Source organism: Rhizobium rosettiformans, assembly GCF_016806065.1.
Classification (GTDB): Bacteria; Pseudomonadota; Alphaproteobacteria; order Rhizobiales; family Rhizobiaceae; genus Allorhizobium.
The window spans coordinates 1,724,552-1,742,196 of record NZ_CP032405.1; the positions used below are offsets into that span (position 1 = coordinate 1,724,552).

At 62.8% G+C, this 17,645-nt stretch carries 20 protein-coding genes; 9 read left to right on the forward strand and 11 right to left on the reverse strand.

What is annotated here, in order from left to right:
• Nucleotides 1–8: 8 nt before the first annotated feature.
• The 8 genes from D4A92_RS08210 (at nt 9) to D4A92_RS08245 (ending at nt 7,111) form a co-directional block, all read left to right on the forward strand.
• Nucleotides 9–1,841, forward strand: a complete 1,833-nt coding sequence (locus D4A92_RS08210) for a hypothetical protein (RefSeq protein WP_203019210.1) — start codon at nt 9–11, stop codon at nt 1,839–1,841.
• Nucleotides 1,842–1,907: 66 nt separating this feature from the next.
• A complete protein-coding gene (xseA, locus tag D4A92_RS08215; protein ID WP_203019211.1) occupies nt 1,908–3,518 on the forward strand; it encodes an exodeoxyribonuclease VII large subunit in 1,611 nt (536 codons plus the stop codon).
• Nucleotides 3,518–4,120: an NAD(P)H-dependent oxidoreductase gene (locus D4A92_RS08220; protein WP_203019212.1), complete on the forward strand. Its 603-nt coding sequence runs from the start codon at nt 3,518–3,520 to the stop codon at nt 4,118–4,120. Before xseA ends, D4A92_RS08220 begins: the two co-directional genes overlap by 1 nt.
• Before the next feature lie 240 nt (nt 4,121–4,360).
• Complete coding sequence (locus D4A92_RS08225) at nt 4,361–4,570, forward strand: cold-shock protein (protein ID WP_006725042.1); 210 nt, start codon at nt 4,361–4,363, stop codon at nt 4,568–4,570.
• Nucleotides 4,571–4,704: 134 nt separating this feature from the next.
• A complete protein-coding gene (locus D4A92_RS08230; RefSeq protein ID WP_054151255.1) occupies nt 4,705–4,926 on the forward strand; it encodes a hypothetical protein in 222 nt (73 codons plus the stop codon).
• Between the two features lie 27 nt (nt 4,927–4,953).
• Nucleotides 4,954–5,334, forward strand: coding sequence for a DUF6481 family protein (locus tag D4A92_RS08235; RefSeq protein ID WP_153763478.1), 381 nt, complete (start codon nt 4,954–4,956; stop codon nt 5,332–5,334).
• A 193-nt stretch (nt 5,335–5,527) separates the two neighbouring features.
• Entirely contained in the window at nt 5,528–5,881 is a 354-nt protein-coding gene (locus D4A92_RS08240) for a hypothetical protein (RefSeq protein WP_203019213.1), read from the forward strand.
• 111 nt (nt 5,882–5,992) lie between these two features.
• The gene (locus D4A92_RS08245; RefSeq protein WP_203019214.1) at nt 5,993–7,111 is read left to right on the forward strand and encodes an endonuclease/exonuclease/phosphatase family protein; all 1,119 of its coding nucleotides are present in this window, start codon (nt 5,993–5,995) and stop codon (nt 7,109–7,111) included.
• Nucleotides 7,112–7,121: 10 nt separating this feature from the next.
• Here the strand turns inward: D4A92_RS08245 and D4A92_RS08250 are convergent, their stop codons facing one another.
• From D4A92_RS08250 to D4A92_RS08260, 3 genes are all read right to left on the reverse strand, one after another.
• Nucleotides 7,122–8,372 (reverse strand): aminopeptidase, encoded by a 1,251-nt coding sequence (locus D4A92_RS08250; protein ID WP_203019215.1) that lies wholly within the window; start codon nt 8,370–8,372, stop codon nt 7,122–7,124.
• A gap of 72 nt (nt 8,373–8,444) precedes the next feature.
• Nucleotides 8,445–8,918 (reverse strand): Cys-tRNA(Pro) deacylase, encoded by a 474-nt coding sequence (ybaK, locus tag D4A92_RS08255; protein ID WP_203019216.1) that lies wholly within the window; start codon nt 8,916–8,918, stop codon nt 8,445–8,447.
• Nucleotides 8,919–8,922: 4 nt separating this feature from the next.
• Nucleotides 8,923–9,273 (reverse strand): ArsC family reductase, encoded by a 351-nt coding sequence (locus D4A92_RS08260; RefSeq protein ID WP_203019218.1) that lies wholly within the window; start codon nt 9,271–9,273, stop codon nt 8,923–8,925.
• A gap of 171 nt (nt 9,274–9,444) precedes the next feature.
• Here D4A92_RS08260 and D4A92_RS08265 point away from each other — a divergent pair, with 171 nt between their 5' ends.
• A complete protein-coding gene (locus tag D4A92_RS08265; RefSeq protein ID WP_203019877.1) occupies nt 9,445–10,008 on the forward strand; it encodes a methylated-DNA--[protein]-cysteine S-methyltransferase in 564 nt (187 codons plus the stop codon).
• Nucleotides 10,009–10,082: 74 nt separating this feature from the next.
• Here D4A92_RS08265 and guaA read toward each other — a convergent pair whose 3' ends face one another.
• From guaA to D4A92_RS08305, 8 genes are all read right to left on the reverse strand, one after another.
• Nucleotides 10,083–11,645 (reverse strand): glutamine-hydrolyzing GMP synthase, encoded by a 1,563-nt coding sequence (gene guaA / locus D4A92_RS08270; RefSeq protein WP_203019220.1) that lies wholly within the window; start codon nt 11,643–11,645, stop codon nt 10,083–10,085.
• A gap of 108 nt (nt 11,646–11,753) precedes the next feature.
• The gene (locus D4A92_RS08275; RefSeq protein WP_006725032.1) at nt 11,754–12,236 is read right to left on the reverse strand and encodes a hypothetical protein; all 483 of its coding nucleotides are present in this window, start codon (nt 12,234–12,236) and stop codon (nt 11,754–11,756) included.
• Nucleotides 12,237–12,287: 51 nt separating this feature from the next.
• Nucleotides 12,288–12,926: a 5'-methylthioadenosine/S-adenosylhomocysteine nucleosidase gene (locus D4A92_RS08280; protein WP_203019222.1), complete on the reverse strand. Its 639-nt coding sequence runs from the start codon at nt 12,924–12,926 to the stop codon at nt 12,288–12,290.
• Nucleotides 12,923–13,372, reverse strand: coding sequence for a PaaI family thioesterase (locus D4A92_RS08285; RefSeq protein WP_203019223.1), 450 nt, complete (start codon nt 13,370–13,372; stop codon nt 12,923–12,925). Before D4A92_RS08285 ends, D4A92_RS08280 begins: the two co-directional genes overlap by 4 nt.
• A 67-nt stretch (nt 13,373–13,439) precedes the next feature.
• Nucleotides 13,440–13,892 (reverse strand): TspO/MBR family protein, encoded by a 453-nt coding sequence (locus D4A92_RS08290; RefSeq protein ID WP_425958963.1) that lies wholly within the window; start codon nt 13,890–13,892, stop codon nt 13,440–13,442.
• 39 nt (nt 13,893–13,931) lie between these two features.
• Complete coding sequence (locus D4A92_RS08295; protein WP_203019225.1) at nt 13,932–15,008, reverse strand: DUF1513 domain-containing protein; 1,077 nt, start codon at nt 15,006–15,008, stop codon at nt 13,932–13,934.
• A gap of 1 nt (nt 15,009) precedes the next feature.
• The gene (locus tag D4A92_RS08300) at nt 15,010–16,116 is read right to left on the reverse strand and encodes an imelysin family protein (RefSeq protein ID WP_203019226.1); all 1,107 of its coding nucleotides are present in this window, start codon (nt 16,114–16,116) and stop codon (nt 15,010–15,012) included.
• Nucleotides 16,116–17,642, reverse strand: a complete 1,527-nt coding sequence (locus D4A92_RS08305) for a di-heme oxidoredictase family protein (protein ID WP_203019227.1) — start codon at nt 17,640–17,642, stop codon at nt 16,116–16,118. Before D4A92_RS08305 ends, D4A92_RS08300 begins: the two co-directional genes overlap by 1 nt.
• Nucleotides 17,643–17,645: the final 3 nt, after the last annotated feature.

A 17,645-nucleotide genomic window follows, 5' to 3' on the forward strand; every position in this document is an offset into this window, starting at 1 on the left:
GACGAAGCATGGCCGACATCACCTTGCCTGGCGCGTCGAAAGCCCGGGCGCCGCGCCCGCTCCTTTTCTGGGCGCTGGTTTACGGTATCGTGACCATGGTGGTGCTGGCTGCGCTCAACCTGCCGGCCGCCCGGGACTATGTGGGAGCCGACAACGACGATGTCCTGCGGCTCGTGCAGGTGCGTGATCTGCTTGCCGGTCAGTCCTGGTTCGACCTGACGCAGTATCGGCTGGGGCTTGTTGGCGGCACGCTGATGCATTGGTCCCGCCTGATCGATCTGCCGATCGCGCTGCTGATCCGCCTATTCGCCCAGTTTGTGCCGATGGAGCAAGCTGAGGCACTGGCCCTGCTTGTCTGGCCCTTCCTTCTCATTCTGCCGCTGATGGCGGCGGTCGCCGTTGCAGCCCGCCGCATGGGCGATGATGTCACCATGCATCTGGCACTGATGCTGACGGCGGTCTTCGTCGTCACCGGCAACCGCTTCCTGCCGGGCTCGATCGACCATCACAATGTCCAGCTGGTTCTGGTCGCGACCATGGCTGCGGGGCTGGTCGATCCGGCGCGTGGGCTCGTTGGTCATGCGTTCGCCGGCCTCGCAGCCGCACTCGCGATCGCCATCGGCGCCGAGACCACGCCCCTGGTGGCGACCGCCTGTGCCACCGTCGGCATCCTATGGGCGCTCGAGGGTGAGGTTTATGCGAGGGCGGCGCGCGCCTTCTCCCTGACGCTTCTAGTCAGCCTGTCTGCCATGTTCTTTGCCACCGTGCCATCGGTCCAGTATGCGGTGGTGACCTGCGACAGCCTTTCGGTCGGCTTCTATGCGGTCGTCGGCATCGGAGCCGCGTCCCTCTTCATTGCCACGCAGCTTCCGCGCATGGGCGATCGTCGGTTGCGGATTGCGGCGATCGGCGTGACCGGCGCCCTGGTGTTGGCCGGCACCCTGGCTATCGCGCCGCAATGCCTGCAGAACCCGCTGAACGAACTCGATCCATTGCTGCACACGCTCTGGCTTTCCGGCGTCATCGAGGCCCAGTCCTTTGTCGATCAACTCGCCAAGGACCCCGCAGCCTTCGGAGGCTTCTACGCCGTCGGTTTCTTCGCCATTGGCGTCTGCCTGTTTCGCCTCGTCAATGGTGACCGGATCCGCAGCCATGCGATCATGCTCGGTCTGATAGCAGTCTCTTTCGTCATTGCGCTGATTCAGGTGCGCGGGGCGATTTTCGCCAATTTGCTCGCCATCCCGCCGCTGGCGCTTTTGATCGGCGAACTGAGGCGCAAGGCGCGCGAGGAGCCGCAGCAGCTTGGCACGGGCCTGCTTTTTGCGCTCGCCGCCTTCCTGTCCGTGCCGAGCGCCTGGGCGCTGTCCGGGGTGCTTTTTGTCGAGGGAACGGCGGGTGTAACCAACCGGATGAAGGGGCTTGCTCAGACACCGGCCGCCATGGCTGGGGCCAAGCCGGCCTGTGACGCGCCGGCAGGATTTGCGGCCCTGAGCAGCCTGCCGGATGGCGTGGTGGTCGCAGCTGTGGATCTAGGCCCGGAAATCCTGCGTTTCACCCGCCACCGCGTCCTGTCCGGCCCCTATCACCGCAATCAGGGTGGCATGCTGACCGAACTGCATGTCGGGCTGGCCGAGCCGGAGGAGGCAGCCGCCTTCCTGCGCGGCGCCGGGGCGACGATCCTCGTCTTCTGCCCCGACCTCACGCCCACACAAAACATCGCGTCGACAAAAGTCGACGGGCTCTATGCCGGCATGATGAAGGGGGAGGTGCCCGCCTATCTCAGGCCCGTGCCCGTCGAAGGCGCCTCCGGGATGCAGATTTACAGGGTGGACCTGCCGTGAGCGGAAAGCGCTTGATGACGGGTGCTTTGGGCTGATCTTGGCCCCGTTTTCCGCTAGGGAAGGGGCATGAGCAATTTCTTCGACAACGATTCGCCGACGAACCTCACCGAATTTTCCGTTTCGGAGCTTTCGGGCTCGATCAAGCGCACCATCGAAACATCCTTCGATCATGTGCGGGTGCGCGGCGAAATCTCCGGCTATCGCGGGCCGCATTCCTCGGGCCATGCCTATTTCAGCCTGAAGGACGACAAGGCGCGCATTGATGCGGTGATCTGGAAGGGCTCCTTTTCCAAGCTGAAATATCGCCCGGAAGAGGGCATGGAGGTGATCGCCACCGGCAAGGTCACGACCTTCCCGGGTTCGTCGAAATACCAGATCGTCATCGAGCAGATGGAGCCGGCCGGTGCGGGCGCGCTGATGGCCCTGATCGAGGAGCGTAAGCGTCGCTTTACGGCCGAGGGCCTGTTTGACCCCGCGCGCAAGCAGCTTCTGCCCTTCCTGCCGAAGGTCATCGGCGTCGTGACTTCGCCGACCGGTGCCGTCATCCGCGATATCCTGCACCGCATCTCCGACCGTTTCCCGGTGCATGTGCTGGTCTGGCCGGTCAAGGTCCAGGGTGAGGGATCAGGCGACGAGGTGGCGAACGCCATCCAAGGCTTCAACGCGCTGGAGCCCGGCGGGCCGATGCCGCGGCCTGACGTGCTGATCGTGGCGCGCGGCGGCGGCAGCCTGGAGGACCTCTGGAGTTTCAACGACGAGGCCGTGGTCCGTGCGGCGGCTGCGAGCAGCATTCCGCTGATTTCGGCGGTCGGCCACGAGACTGACTGGACGCTGATCGACTATGCGGCAGACGTCCGTGCGCCGACCCCAACGGGGGCGGCGGAAATGGCAGTGCCCGTGAAGGCGGATCTTGAGGCGCAGGTGGCCACGCTGTCTGCCCGGCTTGCCGGCGCGATGAACCGCCAGATGGACACTCGCCGCCAGAACCTGCGCAGCCTTGTGCGGGCGCTGCCTTCGCTGGACCAGTTGCTGGCCTTGCCGCGCCGCCGTTTTGACGAGGCGGCCGCAGGTCTCGGCCGCAGCCTCGAACTCAACACCATGAACAAGCGCCGCAGCTTCGAGCGCGCAGCGGCGAAACTGTCGCCCGACATGCTGGCGCGCAGACTGGTGGAGCGTAAGCAGAAACTCACGGAAAATGCCGTGCGCGCCGAACGGGTCATCGAGCGGCTGATCGAGCGCAACAAGGCCCGCCTCGGGCGTTTCGATGCAACGTTGACGGCAGTTCCGGCGCGGTTGAAGGCGATGACGGAGCGCTCGAAGGACAGGCTGGAAAGCCTCGGTCGCCGTGCCGACAGCGCCGTGATGAACGACCTGCGCCGTGCCCGACAGTCACTGGTGTCGCAGGATCGTGTGCTGCAGTCACTCTCCTACAAGAACGTACTGGCGCGCGGTTATGCCGTGATCCGCGACGAAAATGATCGCCCGGTTTCGCGCGCCGACGGACTGTCGCATGGCCAGGCGATCGCGATCGAATTCGCCGATGGGCGAGTAGATGCCGTTGCTGGCGAGGGCGTGTCCCCGCCGGAACCGTCTGCCCCGCAGCCGGCCCGCGCAGCCGCCGTGTCCAGGCCGGCCCGCAAGAGCGAGCCGCCCGCCGGGCAGGGTAGCCTCTTCTGATGGTCGCCCGACGGTTCCTCGTCGTGCTCGCCCATCCCCTGCCGGAGAGCTTTGCCGCGTCTGCCGCACGGGCCGTGGTGCAAACGCTGGAAGCAAAGGGCCATCAGGTCGACCTGCTCGATCTCTATGCCGAGAACTTCGACCCGCGCCTGACGGCCGCCGAGCGGGCGGCCTATATGGAGCCGGGCTATCAATCACCTGAAGACGTCTTAGGCATTGTCGAGCGGCTGAAGGCAGTCGACGGGCTGGTGCTCGTCTTTCCGCAGTGGTGGTTCAATCTGCCGGCCATCATGAAGGGCTTCATCGACCGCATCTTCGTGCCCGGCGTCGCTTTCGACCACGACAAGGCCGGCGGACGGATCGTGCCGCAGATGACCCATATCAAGAGCTTCTGGGTCGTCACCTCCACCGGTTCTCCGTGGTGGGTGGTTCATCTCTATATGGGCAATCCTGTCAAACGCATCCTGAAGCGCGGTGTGGCCGCCTTCTGCGCCAAGTCCGTCGATTTTCGCATGCTGGCGCTGCACGACATGGACCGCGCGACGGAAGAGAAGCGCAAAGGCTTCTTGGCGAAACTCAAGGCCGCCGTCGCGAGCATTTGATGCAGAAAACGGGATGCGGTTGCAATCGCGCAAATTACACTTTTGATTGAGATTAGAGCCGGAATGAAAACCGATGGTTGACATTCATTAGGAAGGCGTCTATCTATTGGTCATCGATATTTGCTTGCTGAGCTTTGGTTACCGCGCATCATTTGCGCCCTGTCGAACCTTCTTTCAAAAATCGTTACCTCCGCAGCGCATCCGCGCTGGGGCACTCTATGCGCTATGAAAGGGTTCATCATGACCACTGGCACAGTAAAATGGTTCAATTCCACCAAGGGCTTCGGCTTCATTCAGCCTGACAACGGCGGCCCGGACGCTTTCGTTCACATCTCTGCCGTTGAACGGTCGGGCATGCGCGAAATCGTTGAAGGCCAGAAGCTGGCTTACGACATGGAGCGCGACAACAAGTCGGGCAAGATGTCGGCCTGCAACCTGCAGGCAGCCTGATAGATCCGGGATCCGCTTTCCTTTGACCACGGATGTACTGGCACTGTCGAAGGCACGATCCCACGGAAGGTCAGGCGGTTTGCCTGGCCTTTTTTTATTGCCCGACATGGGCAAGCCTCCTGAAAGGAGATGACATGACCGAGCAACTCACCAAGTCGCGCCAGACCGCCGAACTCGCCTTTGCGAAGACGCAGTCGCAGTTTCTGGCCCGCGGTCGCGCGATCGACGAGCAGGATGCGATTACCTCTGCCCGTGACGAGAAGACGCTGCGCCTGCGCGAAGCCCGTCTGACACGCGAACGCGAAGCGCGCGAAAGCGCAACGGCGGCCCTCGTCGCCAAGCGCGCCCGTACCTGACCCCAGTTCCAAGAGATCGGAGCCCCAATGAAATTTACGAGAGACCATGGCCTCGCCGAGCGCCGTACCACCGCAACCGACGCCAAGGCAGCGCTGCTTCAGGCTTACAAGGCCGCCCATGCCGCTGCCGATCCTGAGCGTGAAGCACGCATGGCAGAACGCGCGGCCCGTGCCGAAGAGCGCGTCAAGCGCCATGCCGAACGCGACCGCCTGAAGGCCGAGGAAAAGATCCGCGCCGAACAGGAAGCCCGCGAACGCGAAGAAGCCGCGATCGCTGCGGCAAATGCCGAGAAGGACGCCCGCGAACACGCGGAAGCATCGCGCATCAGCCGCGTCGTCGAAGACGAAGCCGCCCGCAAGGCCGAGCGCGACCGTCGCTACGCCGCCCGCAAGGCCCGCCAGGGCTAATTGCAGTCATGATTCCTCGTCGGGCTGCGAGACTGCGGCCCGCATCGGCGGACGCGAACGCTCCGTCACCGCGATTGGTTGTGCGCAACCGATCAAGCTGATGTGATTATACTGGAAAACCATTCTTCCGATCTCCACATGTCCGGATGAAGCCGGATGTGCTCCCAAGCGTCCGGCGAAAAGGAGCATGATCATGATGAAGAAACTCGTCGTCGCCGCAGCCCTTGCTGCGGCTACTTTCGCCGCCCTTCCGGCCGGTGCCGCAACCTATGTCGAGGCCGGCGGCTGGACGCCCCGCGAAATCCTCTTCGGCAAGCAGTATAATGGCAATGTCAATGCGATCCGCGTCGATCGCGGCGGTGTCGACCGCCATACCTATCCGATGCAGGTCATCTACCCCACCGGCAACAGCATGCGGCTTGCCCAGGCGGCCGTGACGGAAGATCCGAGCCTGTCTGCAGCGCTTGAGGTCCGTGGCATTGCCGTGCATAACGTCTTGTGGGTCGAGACCGCCTTCAATGGCGGCAAGATCGTCTATTATCGCTGATTGGAATTTGGCGGCGCGTCTGTCGCGGGAAATCTCCGAGATCTCGCGACAGACGCGCATCACAAATGTCTGATATGACTCCGTCCCAGATCGAGAGCCTGGGAGGGAGTTATGCGCCTTGCAGTCTACAACGTCGAGAACCTGTTTGATCGCGCCAAGGCGATGAACCTGGAGACCTGGGAGGACGGCCGCCCCGTCCTCGAGAAATTCGCCGCTTTGAACGCCTTGCTCGGCGAGGTTAGCTATACGCCTGCTGACCGCAGGAAGATGGCGGATCTGATTGTCGAGCTCGGAATGGAAAAGAGCGACACCGGACCCTTTGTCATTTTGCGCCGGAATCGCGGCGGCCTGCTGAAACGGCCGAGCACGGGCGGCGTCGAGATCACAGCGTCTGGTCGCGCCGATTGGGTCGGCTCGCTCGAACTGCGCGACGAACCAATCAACGAACACGCCATGCGCAACACCGCGAGCGTGATCCGCGACCTGAAGGCGGACGTGCTGGGCGTGGTCGAAGCGGAAAGCCGCCCCGTGCTCAAGGCCTTCAGCGACGAGGTTCTCGCCTCGATCGGAGGCACACCGTTTCGCCACGTGATGCTGATCGATGGCAATGACGAGCGCGGCATCGATGTCGGCCTGATGTCCGGCCCACAATTTCCGATCGGCCGGATGCGCAGCCATGTCGACGACCGGCTATCCGATGGCAGCGACCGCATCACCTTTTCCCGCGACTGCCCGGAATTCGAGGTGACGACCGCAAGCGGCAACAGGTTGCTGGTGATGGTCAACCACTTCAAGAGCAAGGGTTTCGGCGGCAAGGCCGAGTCCGACCGGCGCCGCAAGGCCCAGGCGACGCGCGTTGCCGAGATCGTTAAGGAGCGCATCGCCGAGGGCTGGGATTATGTCGCTGTCATCGGCGACCTCAATGATACGCCCGACAGCGATCCCCTGAGTCCGCTCCTCAAGCATGGCGGCATGACCGATGCCTTCACTCATCCGGCTTTCGACGATGGTGGCTACAAGGGCACCTATGGCCTCTGCAATCCGGGCAACAAGATCGACTATCTGCTGCTCTCGCCGAACCTCATCGACAAGGTGGAAAAGGGCGGAGTGATCCGCACCGGCATGTGGCCGGGATCGAGGCCGAAGCGCTGGGACACATACGAGGAACTGAAGAGGCCGCAGGACGCGGCCTCCGATCACGCGGCACTGTGGGTCGATCTCGACATTTAATGCACTGCCCTCAGGCCCATTCGCCCTGACGCATGACCGGCACCTTCGAACCATCCGCACGGATGCCGTCGATATCCACCTTGTCCGAGCCGATCATCCAGTCGATGTGGATGAGCGAGGAATTGCCGCCTTGCGCCTTGATCTGCTCTTGGCTGAGCGAGGCGCCGTCCAGGAAGCACTTCGAATAGCACTGGCCAAGCGCGATGTGGCAGGAGGCATTTTCGTCGAACAGCGTGTTGTAGAACAAGACGCCCGAGGCCGAGATCGGCGATGAATGCGGCACGAGCGCCACTTCGCCGAGGCGCCGCGCACCCTCGTCGGTGTCGAGCACCTTGTTGAGCACGGCCTCGCCCTTGGAAGCCTTGGCCTCGACGATCCGGCCACCTTCGAAACGCACCTGGATGTCGTCGATCAGGGTGCCCTGATGGCTGAGCGGCTTGGTCGAGGAGACATGGCCCTCCACCTTCAGCGCATGCGGCGTTGTGAAGACTTCCTCGGTCGGGATGTTCGGATTGCAGGTCACGCCGTTCTTCGCCGTTGAGGCGCCGCCATGCCATTCGTGGCCGTCCGCAAGACCGACAGTGAGATCCGTGCCGGGGCCGGTGAAATGCAACGCTGCAAAACGCTCGCCATTCAGCCAGGTCGACCGCTTCTTGAGTTCGCCGTTGTGCTCGGCCCAGGCCGCGATTGGATCATCGCGATCGACGCGCGACGCGGCAAAGATGGCATCCGCCAGCTTGCGCACGGCCTCTTCGATCGGCATGTCAGGGAAAACGAGCTTCGCCCAGGACGGGTTGGGATAGGAGCAGATGTTCCAGTTGATGTCGAAATTGGAGATATGCTCGAGTGCCGGCTTGTAGGCGATCGAGGTCGCCTTGTTGGCGCGCCCCACCTTGGTCGGGTCTTCCTGCGACAGCAGCAACGGATTGTCGCCAGCGATCGCAAGGCGCGCGGCGCCGTTCTCGTAAGCCTTGGCCATGCCATCAAAGAGCCAGTTCGGCGCCCGGTCGAAGCTTTCGTCATGACCGTGACGATAACGGGCGAGCGTCGTCTCCTCGTCCGAGTAGAAGGTCGTAACCGTCGAGGCGCCCGCCTTATAGGCATGCGCCGTGATCAGCCGCACCAGCGGCACGGCGACGAGCGGCGCGGTCAGCACCAAGTCCTGACCCTTCTGCAGCTGCAGCCCGACCTTGATCGCCACATCGGCGAGCTTGTCGAGTTTGGCGGGATCAATGGAGGCGGAGGAATCGGGGAGGGTCATCGGGCATTCCTGTGTTGATTGTCACGCCAGACTTAAGGGGAAAGATGGCGAAGTCCAGACCATGGGCAAAGGTCAGGCCATTAGCGGCGCCGCGATCGCGCCAAGCGCCTTCAGCGCATCCTGCGGCGAGAGCCGCACCTGCAATCCGCGCTGCCCGCCATTCATGTAGACGAGCGCCTCGTCCATGGCTGATATCTCGATAGCCGTCGGCACCTGCTTCTTCTGGCCGAAGGGGCTGATGCCGCCGACGACGAAGCCGGTGAGCTTTTCCGCATTGGCCGGTTTCATCATCGCCGCCGATTTGCCGCCGAAGGCGCTGGCGAGCTTCTTCATCGACACTTCCTTGTCGGAGGGCACGACCACGCAGACCGGCTTGCCATCGAGCTCGGCCATCAGCGTTTTCAGCACCCGCGATGGATGCTCGCCGATCGCTTCCGCCGCCTGCAGCCCGATGCGCTCGGCATTCGGGTCGTAGTCATAGGCCACGGTGGTATAGGCCACACCGGCCTTGTCGAGAAACTGCGTGGCGCGGGTGGTCTTCGCCATGCCATCAGTCCTTGAAGGTCTGCTGATAGATCTCCGGCTTGAACCCGATGGTGAGTTCTCCGTCCACATCGAGCACCGGCCGTTTGATCATCGACGGCTGCTTCAGCATCAACGCCTTGGCCTTGGCGGCATCAAGCCCTTCCTTCTTGTCGTCGTCGAGCTTCTTAAATGTCGTGCCGGCCTTGTTGAGCAATACTTCCCAGCCAACCTTGCCGATCCAGCTGTCGAGGGTTGCCGCATCGATGCCCTTGGCCTTGTAGTCGTGGAAGTCATGCGCCACGCCATGCTCGTCGAGCCAGGTGCGCGCCTTCTTCATCGTGTCGCAGTTCTTGATGCCGTAGATGGTGATCGCCATGGGCCGCTGGTCTCCTGTTCGTGACCGACGGATAGCAAGACGATCACATAGCTGGCAAGCCGACCGCGTGGCCTCGCTGTGCACCCGCTGGGTGTCTGTGCATCCCTACATGAAACGGGTTGATCGTTCGCCCCGATCGGGCCAACCTGCACCGTCAGGAGAGGATGCTTGATCATGGCGACCAACCACGTTTTTGCGGTGTTCGAAACAAGGAGCGGCACCTGTGCGATCGCCTGGACCGATGCGGGCATTTGCGGCTTTCATCTACCGGGTGACGAGCCGGAGCAGGCAGAGCGCGCTATTCGCCGGCGTTTTGCGGCTGCGGAGCGCGCGTCTCCGACCATGGACATCGCGGTAGTCATCGATCGTGTGCGAGGCTACTTTGAAGGTGAACGCAGCGACTTCTCCGACCTGCCTCTCGACCTCTCTGCCCAGACGGATCTGTTCCGGCAGATCTATCTCGCCACCCGCCGTCTCGGCTGGGGGAGCACCACGACCTATGGCGGTCTCGCTGGGGCACTGGAACTTGGGCCGGCGGACGCCTGGACGATCGGCCAGGCCATGGCCAAGAACCCGATCCCGCTGATCATTCCCTGCCACCGGGTTCTGGCGGCGGGTCGCAAGATCGGTGGCTTTTCCGCCCCCGGCGGATCGGACTCCAAGCAGCGTATGCTGGAGCTGGAAGGTGTCGAATTGCCCGACACGACCCCGGCCCAGCAGTCTTTCGGCTTCTGAGAAGGGGCCAAGAAAAAAAACGGAGGGCGATGGCCCTCCGTTCTATTGGCGTTGTCAGAGTTAAGGCGCCTGCCTCATTCCCACTCGATTGTGCCCGGCGGCTTGGACGTCACGTCGTAGACGACGCGGTTGATGCCGCGGACCTCGTTGATGATCCGGGTAGCCGCCCGTCCCAAGAATTCCATGTCGTAGTGGTAGAAGTCGGCGGTCATGCCGTCGACCGAGGTGACGGCGCGCAGCGCGCAGACGAACTCATAGGTGCGGCCGTCGCCCATGACACCGACGGTCTGGACCGGCAGCAGCACGGCAAAGGCCTGCCAGATCGCGTCGTAGAGGCCGGCCTTGCGGATCTCGTCGAGATAGATGGCATCGGCTTCGCGCAGGATGTCGAGCTTTTCGCGCGTCACGCCGCCTGGGCAGCGGATGGCGAGACCCGGACCGGGGAAGGGGTGGCGACCGATAAAGCTATCGGGGAGGCCGAGCTCCTTGCCGAGCACGCGCACTTCGTCCTTGAAAAGCTCGCGAAGCGGTTCGACGAGCTTCATGTTCATGCGATCGGGCAGGCCGCCGACATTGTGGTGGCTCTTGATCGTCACCGATGGACCGCCGGTAAACGAGACGCTTTCGATGACGTCGGGATAAAGCGTGCCCTGGCCGAGGAAGTCAGCGCCACCGAGCTTCTTGGCTTCGTCCTCGAAGGTCTCGATGAACAGGCGGCCGATGATCTTGCGCTTGGTTTCCGGATCGGAAACCCCTTCCAGTTCGCCGACGAACTTGTCGACGGCATCCACATGGATGAGGTGCAGGTTGTAGTGTTCCTTGAACATGGCAACGACATCGGCCGCCTCGTTCTTGCGCATCAACCCGTGGTCGACGAGGATACAGGTCACCTGATCGCCGACGGCCTCGTGGATCAGCAGGGCTGCGACGGAGCTATCCACGCCGCCCGAGAGCGCGCAGATGACGCGCTTGTCGCCAACCTGGGCTCGGATCTGCTCGACCGCCTTCTGGCGATAGGCATGCATGGTCCAGTCGCCCTTGATGCCGGCGATGTTCTGCACGAAGTTCTGGATGAGCTTCGCGCCATCGGGCGTGTGAACGACCTCAGGGTGGAACTGCACGGCATAATACTTGCGCGCCTCGTCGGCGATGAAGGCGAACGGTGCGTTGGACGAGGTGGCGAGCACCTTGAAGCCCGGCGGGATCGCGGTGACGCGGTCGCCATGGGACATCCAGACTTGATGGCGCGAGCCGACCGACCATAGACCTTCGAAAAGGCTGCAATCCTGTTCGACCTCGAGGAAGGCGCGGCCGAATTCGCGGTGATGACCACCTTCGACCTTGCCGCCGAGCTGGGCGCACATGGTCTGCTGGCCATAGCAGATGCCGAAAATCGGAAGACCGCTGTCAAACAGCACCTGCGGCGCGCGGGGGCTTCCCTCATCTAGCGTGGAAGCGGGGCTTCCCGACAGGATGATCGCCTTGGGCTTCAGGCGGTGGAAGCCTTCTTCGGCGGACTGGAAGGGGACGATTTCGCAATAAACGCCGGATTCACGAACGCGGCGTGCGATCAGCTGCGTTACCTGGCTGCCGAAATCGACGATGAGAACACTGTCGGGATGTGCTGTCTGGGTCATGGCGAGCCTTTAAAGAAAAAGGCGCCCTGTTTCAATGGCAGATCGCCCAGAGAATCTCGAATTTTTGTGCAGCCTCTCAGCAGAGGGGAGGTTGCTTCGGCGGGCTGATCACCGTGTTGGCCGGCAATATACGAGCTTCTTCCACGAAACCCGTTGTTTGCCTTGCCATTCATATCTCTGGACGTCGACACCCGATTTATGACTGACGTCCGTGATGATGTTTTCGGTTGTCGGACGCCCCTGAACCTCCGCACATGCCTCTGTAAGGAGCTTGTCGATAAACGCCACCTTAGCCTCCATCGACAGTTCGGACGCGTCGTCCGGCTTGTTGATGACGATTGTCAGATTCGGCCCATACTCCGCAACGCCGCTTTGCATGGCCGTCTGACTGACGAAGTAGGTCTTTCCATCGGGGCCGATAACTTCGCGTTCTCCGGAGCTTGGCAGCCGTTGAGTGTCTTGTGCGCGAGACCTCTCATGCTGTTTCAGCATTTCTTGGATCTCGGGCGGCAGTCTATTGTCAGCCCTCGATGCGCATCCGCCAAATACCAGGAGTGCAATGCTGGTCAGTGAGGCGACAAATGTCCGCATTAAAGGCTGTCCCAGAAAGTGCTGAAAGAACTGAACGTATAGCGGTGCGGCTTAAAACCAGAAGACGCCGTCTTCAAGCGCTGTCTGCAGACCATCGACCGCCAGCGCCAGCTTCTTGTCGATGACGTGCAGATACTGCGTCCAGTCGTCGATATGGTTGACGTCGTCACGGCCATCCGAAATGCCGCGCAGCCCGATCAGCGGAATGTTGAAGCTCTGGCAGGCGCGCAGGATCGCGAAGGTCTCCATGTCGACCATCTGCGCATCGATTGATTGGTAGGCTACGCCTGAGACGACATTCGCCCCGGTCGACAGCGTCGCCGTTGGAATGCCGGGGATGCGCAACGGTAGCTCGACGGAAACGGGGAGATCGAGAAACGGCGTCTTGCCCTTCTCAAAACCGAAGGCAGAGGCATCCATGTCGCGATAGGAGACGGCCGAGACCTGATAGATTTCCGCCTGTTCTAGTGTCGCCGATCCGGCCGAACCCAGCGAGACCACGAGATCCGGCAGGTCGTCGTGGCTCGACAGGCGGGCGAGTTCCTTGGTCAGGACAACGGCAGCCTCGACAGGTCCCACTCCGGTCATCAGCGGCGAGATGCGGGTGCGCAGGAAGACGCCGTATTCGGCATCCGCTGCCATCACGAAAAGCACGCTTTTGCCGGCGATCGGCTTCATCTCATAGGTCATCCGGAAATGCCCTCGCGACCGCGGATCACCATCATCGTGCTGGTCATCGAGGCGATCAGCTTGGCCGGACCGTCTGTCAGCGCGTAGCCGCGTCCGTCTGCCACGATGATGTTGGAGCCGGGCTTGGTGATTTCGCCGCGAAACAGGAAGCGCTCGCCGCGCCCCGGCGACATCAGGTTCACCTTGAACTCGATGGTGAGCAGCGAGACTTCGGGCGTGGTCACCGTATAGGCCGCATAGCTGCAGGCGGTATCGAGGGCGGCCGAGATCACGCCGGCATGCAGGAAACCATGCTGCTGGGTCAGCTTGCGGTCATAGTCGAGTTCGATCTCGACGACGCCGGGGCTAACGCTCGACAGTGAAGCCCCAAGCGTTTCCATGGCTCCCTGCCGCGCAAAACTCTGCCGAATCCGTGTTTCCACGGCTTCCTGATCGTAGTCCACCATGCCTAGTCCCCTTCGGCGGCGAAAGTGGCACGGTCGTTCCGGGCAGGCAACCCGGCGACCGGCAAATTCAGTTCAACCAGGCGAGGCTGATATTGAGAATGCCGGCGAAGGTGACCCAGGCGAGATAGGGCACGAAGAGCAGCGTCGAGATTCGGTCGATCGGCCTCGCCTTGATCATGAAGGCGATGATCGTCACCAGCATGCCCACGATGACGGCAAGCGCCAGTTCGGGGTTCTGCAGACCGAAAAAGGCCGGCGACCACATCAGGTTCAAGGCCATCTGGGCGAACCAGAGCTGCATGGCCGCCGATTTCGGCGCGCGCTGCCAGATCCGGGCGCCAGCCACGCCGATCAACACGTAGAGCGTCGTCCAGACCGGGCCGAAAAGCCAGGCGGGCGGGTTGAAGAACGGCTTTTCGAGCGACTGGTACCAGTCGCCGGGCGCATGGGTGAGGCCGGCGAGTAGCCCCGCGCCAACGACGAAACCGATAAAGAGGATGTAGCTCAGGATCTTGGACATGCCAGGCATCTAGGGCAATCCTTGCACTTCGGCCAGTCTTTAAAGCTGGATGATATGCTGGTCCCACGCGACTGGGTTCTTTCGGTCGAGAAAGTCGCCGCGATAGGAGGAGACGGCAAAGCTAGTCGGCGAGGGGGCAATGCCCGCTGCATCGGTAAGGACCGTTTCGGAAATCAGCCGTCCGTCCCTGCCGTCCAGCACGGCCCAGAGCCCGTTCTTCGGTGACGCGATACCGACGAGACCTTGCGCCTGGTTGACCGCGATGGCACCGACATAATTACCCAGCCGGTCGGTCGTTTCGTCGGGCAGATCGACGAAGGAAATCGGCGCGCCCTTGGCAAAATGCCCGACCAGCGGCGGCCGGTCGGTGCGCGGCCCTTCATACTGGCAGGCAAACCAGATCCGACCATCTAGTGCTACATCGAGGTGACGCGTGGAAAGCTGCTTGAGATCCGGCGGCAGCACATGCTTCTCGATCAGCGCCCCGGTCGTGGCATCGGCCAGAACCAGCGAGGGCTCCATGTGGTCGAGATTGCGCTTGGTGCGGCCAAAATCCGGATGCGTCTCGATCCCGCCATTGGCGATGACCAGAAGCCCGTCCGCCGTGACGGTGATGTCATGCGTGCCGATGCCATGGGCCGGAACCTCGCCCACCCGCTCGAAGCCGGAGAGGCAATCATAGATCCCGATCACGCCGGCATTGGCATCGAAGTCGTTTTCGCTGGCATAAAAGAGCCGGCCATCGGGCGAAAAGGCGCCGTGGCCGAAATAGTGTCGGCCTTCCGCAGCGGCGATGATGCGGGGCTCCACGGATTTTTTGGCGTCGAAGATGACGGCGAAGGTCCCGGGCCGCCTTGCAAAGGCAACCGAAAGCCCGTTTGCAGCGCTATGGCAAAGGCCGTGAATACGACCGGGCAGGGCGATCTCGTCGATCAGTGTGCCCGCCTCGCTGACGAGGCCGATCGCGAAGCTGCCGTCGGGGCGCTTCAGGCCGCTGGCATAGACCGCATCCGTGCGCTCAAGCGCAAAGGCCGACCGTGCGCCAAGCCCCGTCACGAAGGCAAGCCCTGCGGAGCGCAGAAAGGCACGACGATCGATGAGCGGCGTGGATATCATCTCAGTCGCCGTCGGAGAACGAGAAGCCGGCGGCAAGCCCGATGCCGCCACCGAGATCGTTGTTGAGACGGAGGATCAGGTCGCGACTGTTGAGCAGCAGGAAGTCGAGCTTGGCGATCTGCGCCGGATCCTCGAAGACCTTCGCCACATCCGGCTTGATGTCGGCCGACACGCGCGAGAGGGACCGTGCGACGAAGTCCGTCGAGGAGACGACCGAGCGATTGCCATCGGCCAGAAGCTCGACCATGCCCGAGGTGTCGAGCAGCGCGCGCACAGCCTCGATATTGACGGTGATGGAGCGGAAGGTATTGCCAGAACGCCAGTAGATCGCCTGGCGCGGCAAGGCTTTCTTGGGGTCGCCCTTGTAGAATTGCTCGATGCGCTGGTCGCGGATCGTCTCGGCCGCATGCACGAGCACGCCGAGCAACTCCTTGGCGACTTCCGCCTCGTCGCGGTAGAGCGGACTGTCGGGCCCCGGTGCCTTCCAGGCGGCGGCCACACCGTCCGGCGCATCCCAGGCGGCGGAGAGCTCCGAGCCTAGGCGCGTGAGGTTGGCCGCAATCGCCGTGCCATACTGGCAGCGGTAATTGCCTTCGGTAGTTGTGAGCACCTCGGAGCCGGTGCCGAACAATACGAATTCCAGCGCGCCGAGCCCCTGCATGGCGACGCTCTTACCCTTCAGTGTCTCAACCGAGGTGACGCTTGGATCGGGCTTGGCAAGGGCTGCCTGGACCTGCTTCAGCCCGGTACCCTTGCGATCAGGGAAGAACAGGATGCGCTCGAAGCGGTTGTCGTCGAGTACAGGGCCGACGCGGACGATCTCGATGCGCGACCAGGCTTCGACGAGATCGCCGAAGGTCGACTGCGCATTCAAGAGGTTCTCGGTCGAATGCGCCTCGCACAGCATGGCCATGGATTCCTCCATGGTCGCAGCCTCTTCGGTGAAATGGCGGTAGCCGGGACGGATGAAACCGTCGACGGCTCGGGCCATCACGGCTGGCACCTTGGCGGCGTCAAGCACGCCAACGGTCGAGTTCGATTCCTGCGCCAGGGCTGGCAGTGGCAGCAACATCGTGGAGAGAAGGACAAGGCGCGTGAAAAACCGCATCAGAGGGACTCCAGAAACGAGATCAGGGCCTTGCGGTCCTTGGGGGTGGCGGCGGCGAAGGCATTGCGGGCGGCTTCCGCCTCCCCGCCATGCCAGAGAATGGCCTCGGTCAGGTTTCGCGCCCGGCCGTCATGCAAGAAGAACGTGTGGCCGCTGACCACCTGCGCGAGACCGATACCCCAGAGCGGCGGCGTGCGCCACTCCCGCCCGGTGGCATCGCCCACGGCCTGACCGTCGGCGAGACCTTCGCCCATGTCATGCAGCAGAAAATCGGAATAGGGCCAGATCAGCTGAAAGGCCTGTGCCTTGTTTTCTGCCTTGCGGCTGGTCACGAATTTCGGCCGATGGCAGGCGATGCAGCCGCTGGCGTAGAAGACCTCCTTGCCACGCAGGACTTGGGCGTCAGCGACATCGCGCCGCTTCGGCAGGGCCAGGTTCTTGGCATAGAAGGTCACGAGATCCAGCACCGGATCGGGGGCTTCGGTATCGCCCAGCCGCGGCTGGACGCCGGTGGCCGCTTCGAAGCAGGCGGTCTGCTTCTCGGTGCAGTCACCGAAATGCCTGGGATCGTCAGGTGTCGAAATCCCGATATCGCCGGCAAAGGCGCTGGCGCTCTGATCGCGCACCGAAGCGTTCTGCGCCTTCCAGCCGAAGCGGCCGAGCTTGATCTCTCCCGTGCGGTGATCCCGGGCGCGGGCGGCGCGTCCGGAGATGCCGTCACCATCGAGGTCATCGGGATCGGCAAGTGCCCTGATGTCTTCCTCCGGAATCGCTTCGATCAGGCCGAGCCCGATCATCGGATTGGCGATGCGCGGGGAGAGGGTCGTCGTCGGATCAAGCGGACCGTAATTGAGGTCACGGACGGAATAGCTGGGGAGGCGCAGCATGACCGTCTCGCCGCCTGATAGCGTCACCGGCTCTTCGGTATAGGTGATGACCATGCGCCCCTCGGCGGAGATGCCGGGCACCGCCTGGTCCTGCAACTGGCCACCATAGACGGGATCGGGCAGCGAGGTGATGTCGAGCCGGTCGAGCTTGGCCTGCTCCTCGGCCGTCGCAGCAGCGCGCGCGAGGCGGAAGAACATCGAGGTATGGTCGCGATCGCCCTCCGGCGGGTGGCCACGCCCGTCCTTCAGGTGGCAGCTCTGGCAGGCCCGCGCATTGAACAGGGGGCCGAGGCCGTCCGAGGCCTGGGTCGAGGAGGGGGAGGAGACCCAGAGCTTGCGGAACAGAGCGTTGCCGAGCTTGAACTCTTCTTCTTCGGCGAAGGTGATGTTGGCGGAAAAGTCGGAAAAGGAGTCGGCGCTCACGCCGCGCGGGGAGGTGCCGGCCCCGCCCTGCATCAGTTCAAAATTCTCGGCCTTGCTGAAGTCTTCCGTCGGACGCGTGACGGCGATGACGCGGGAGATGTCCTTCGGCTTCAGATCGGTTCGTCCGACAGCCTCTCCGGCGGCAACGGGCGAGATGGTCAGGCCCGTTGTCAAAAGCATGCCGAGGCCGGCGAGGGTGGCCTTGCGAGTTCTCATGAT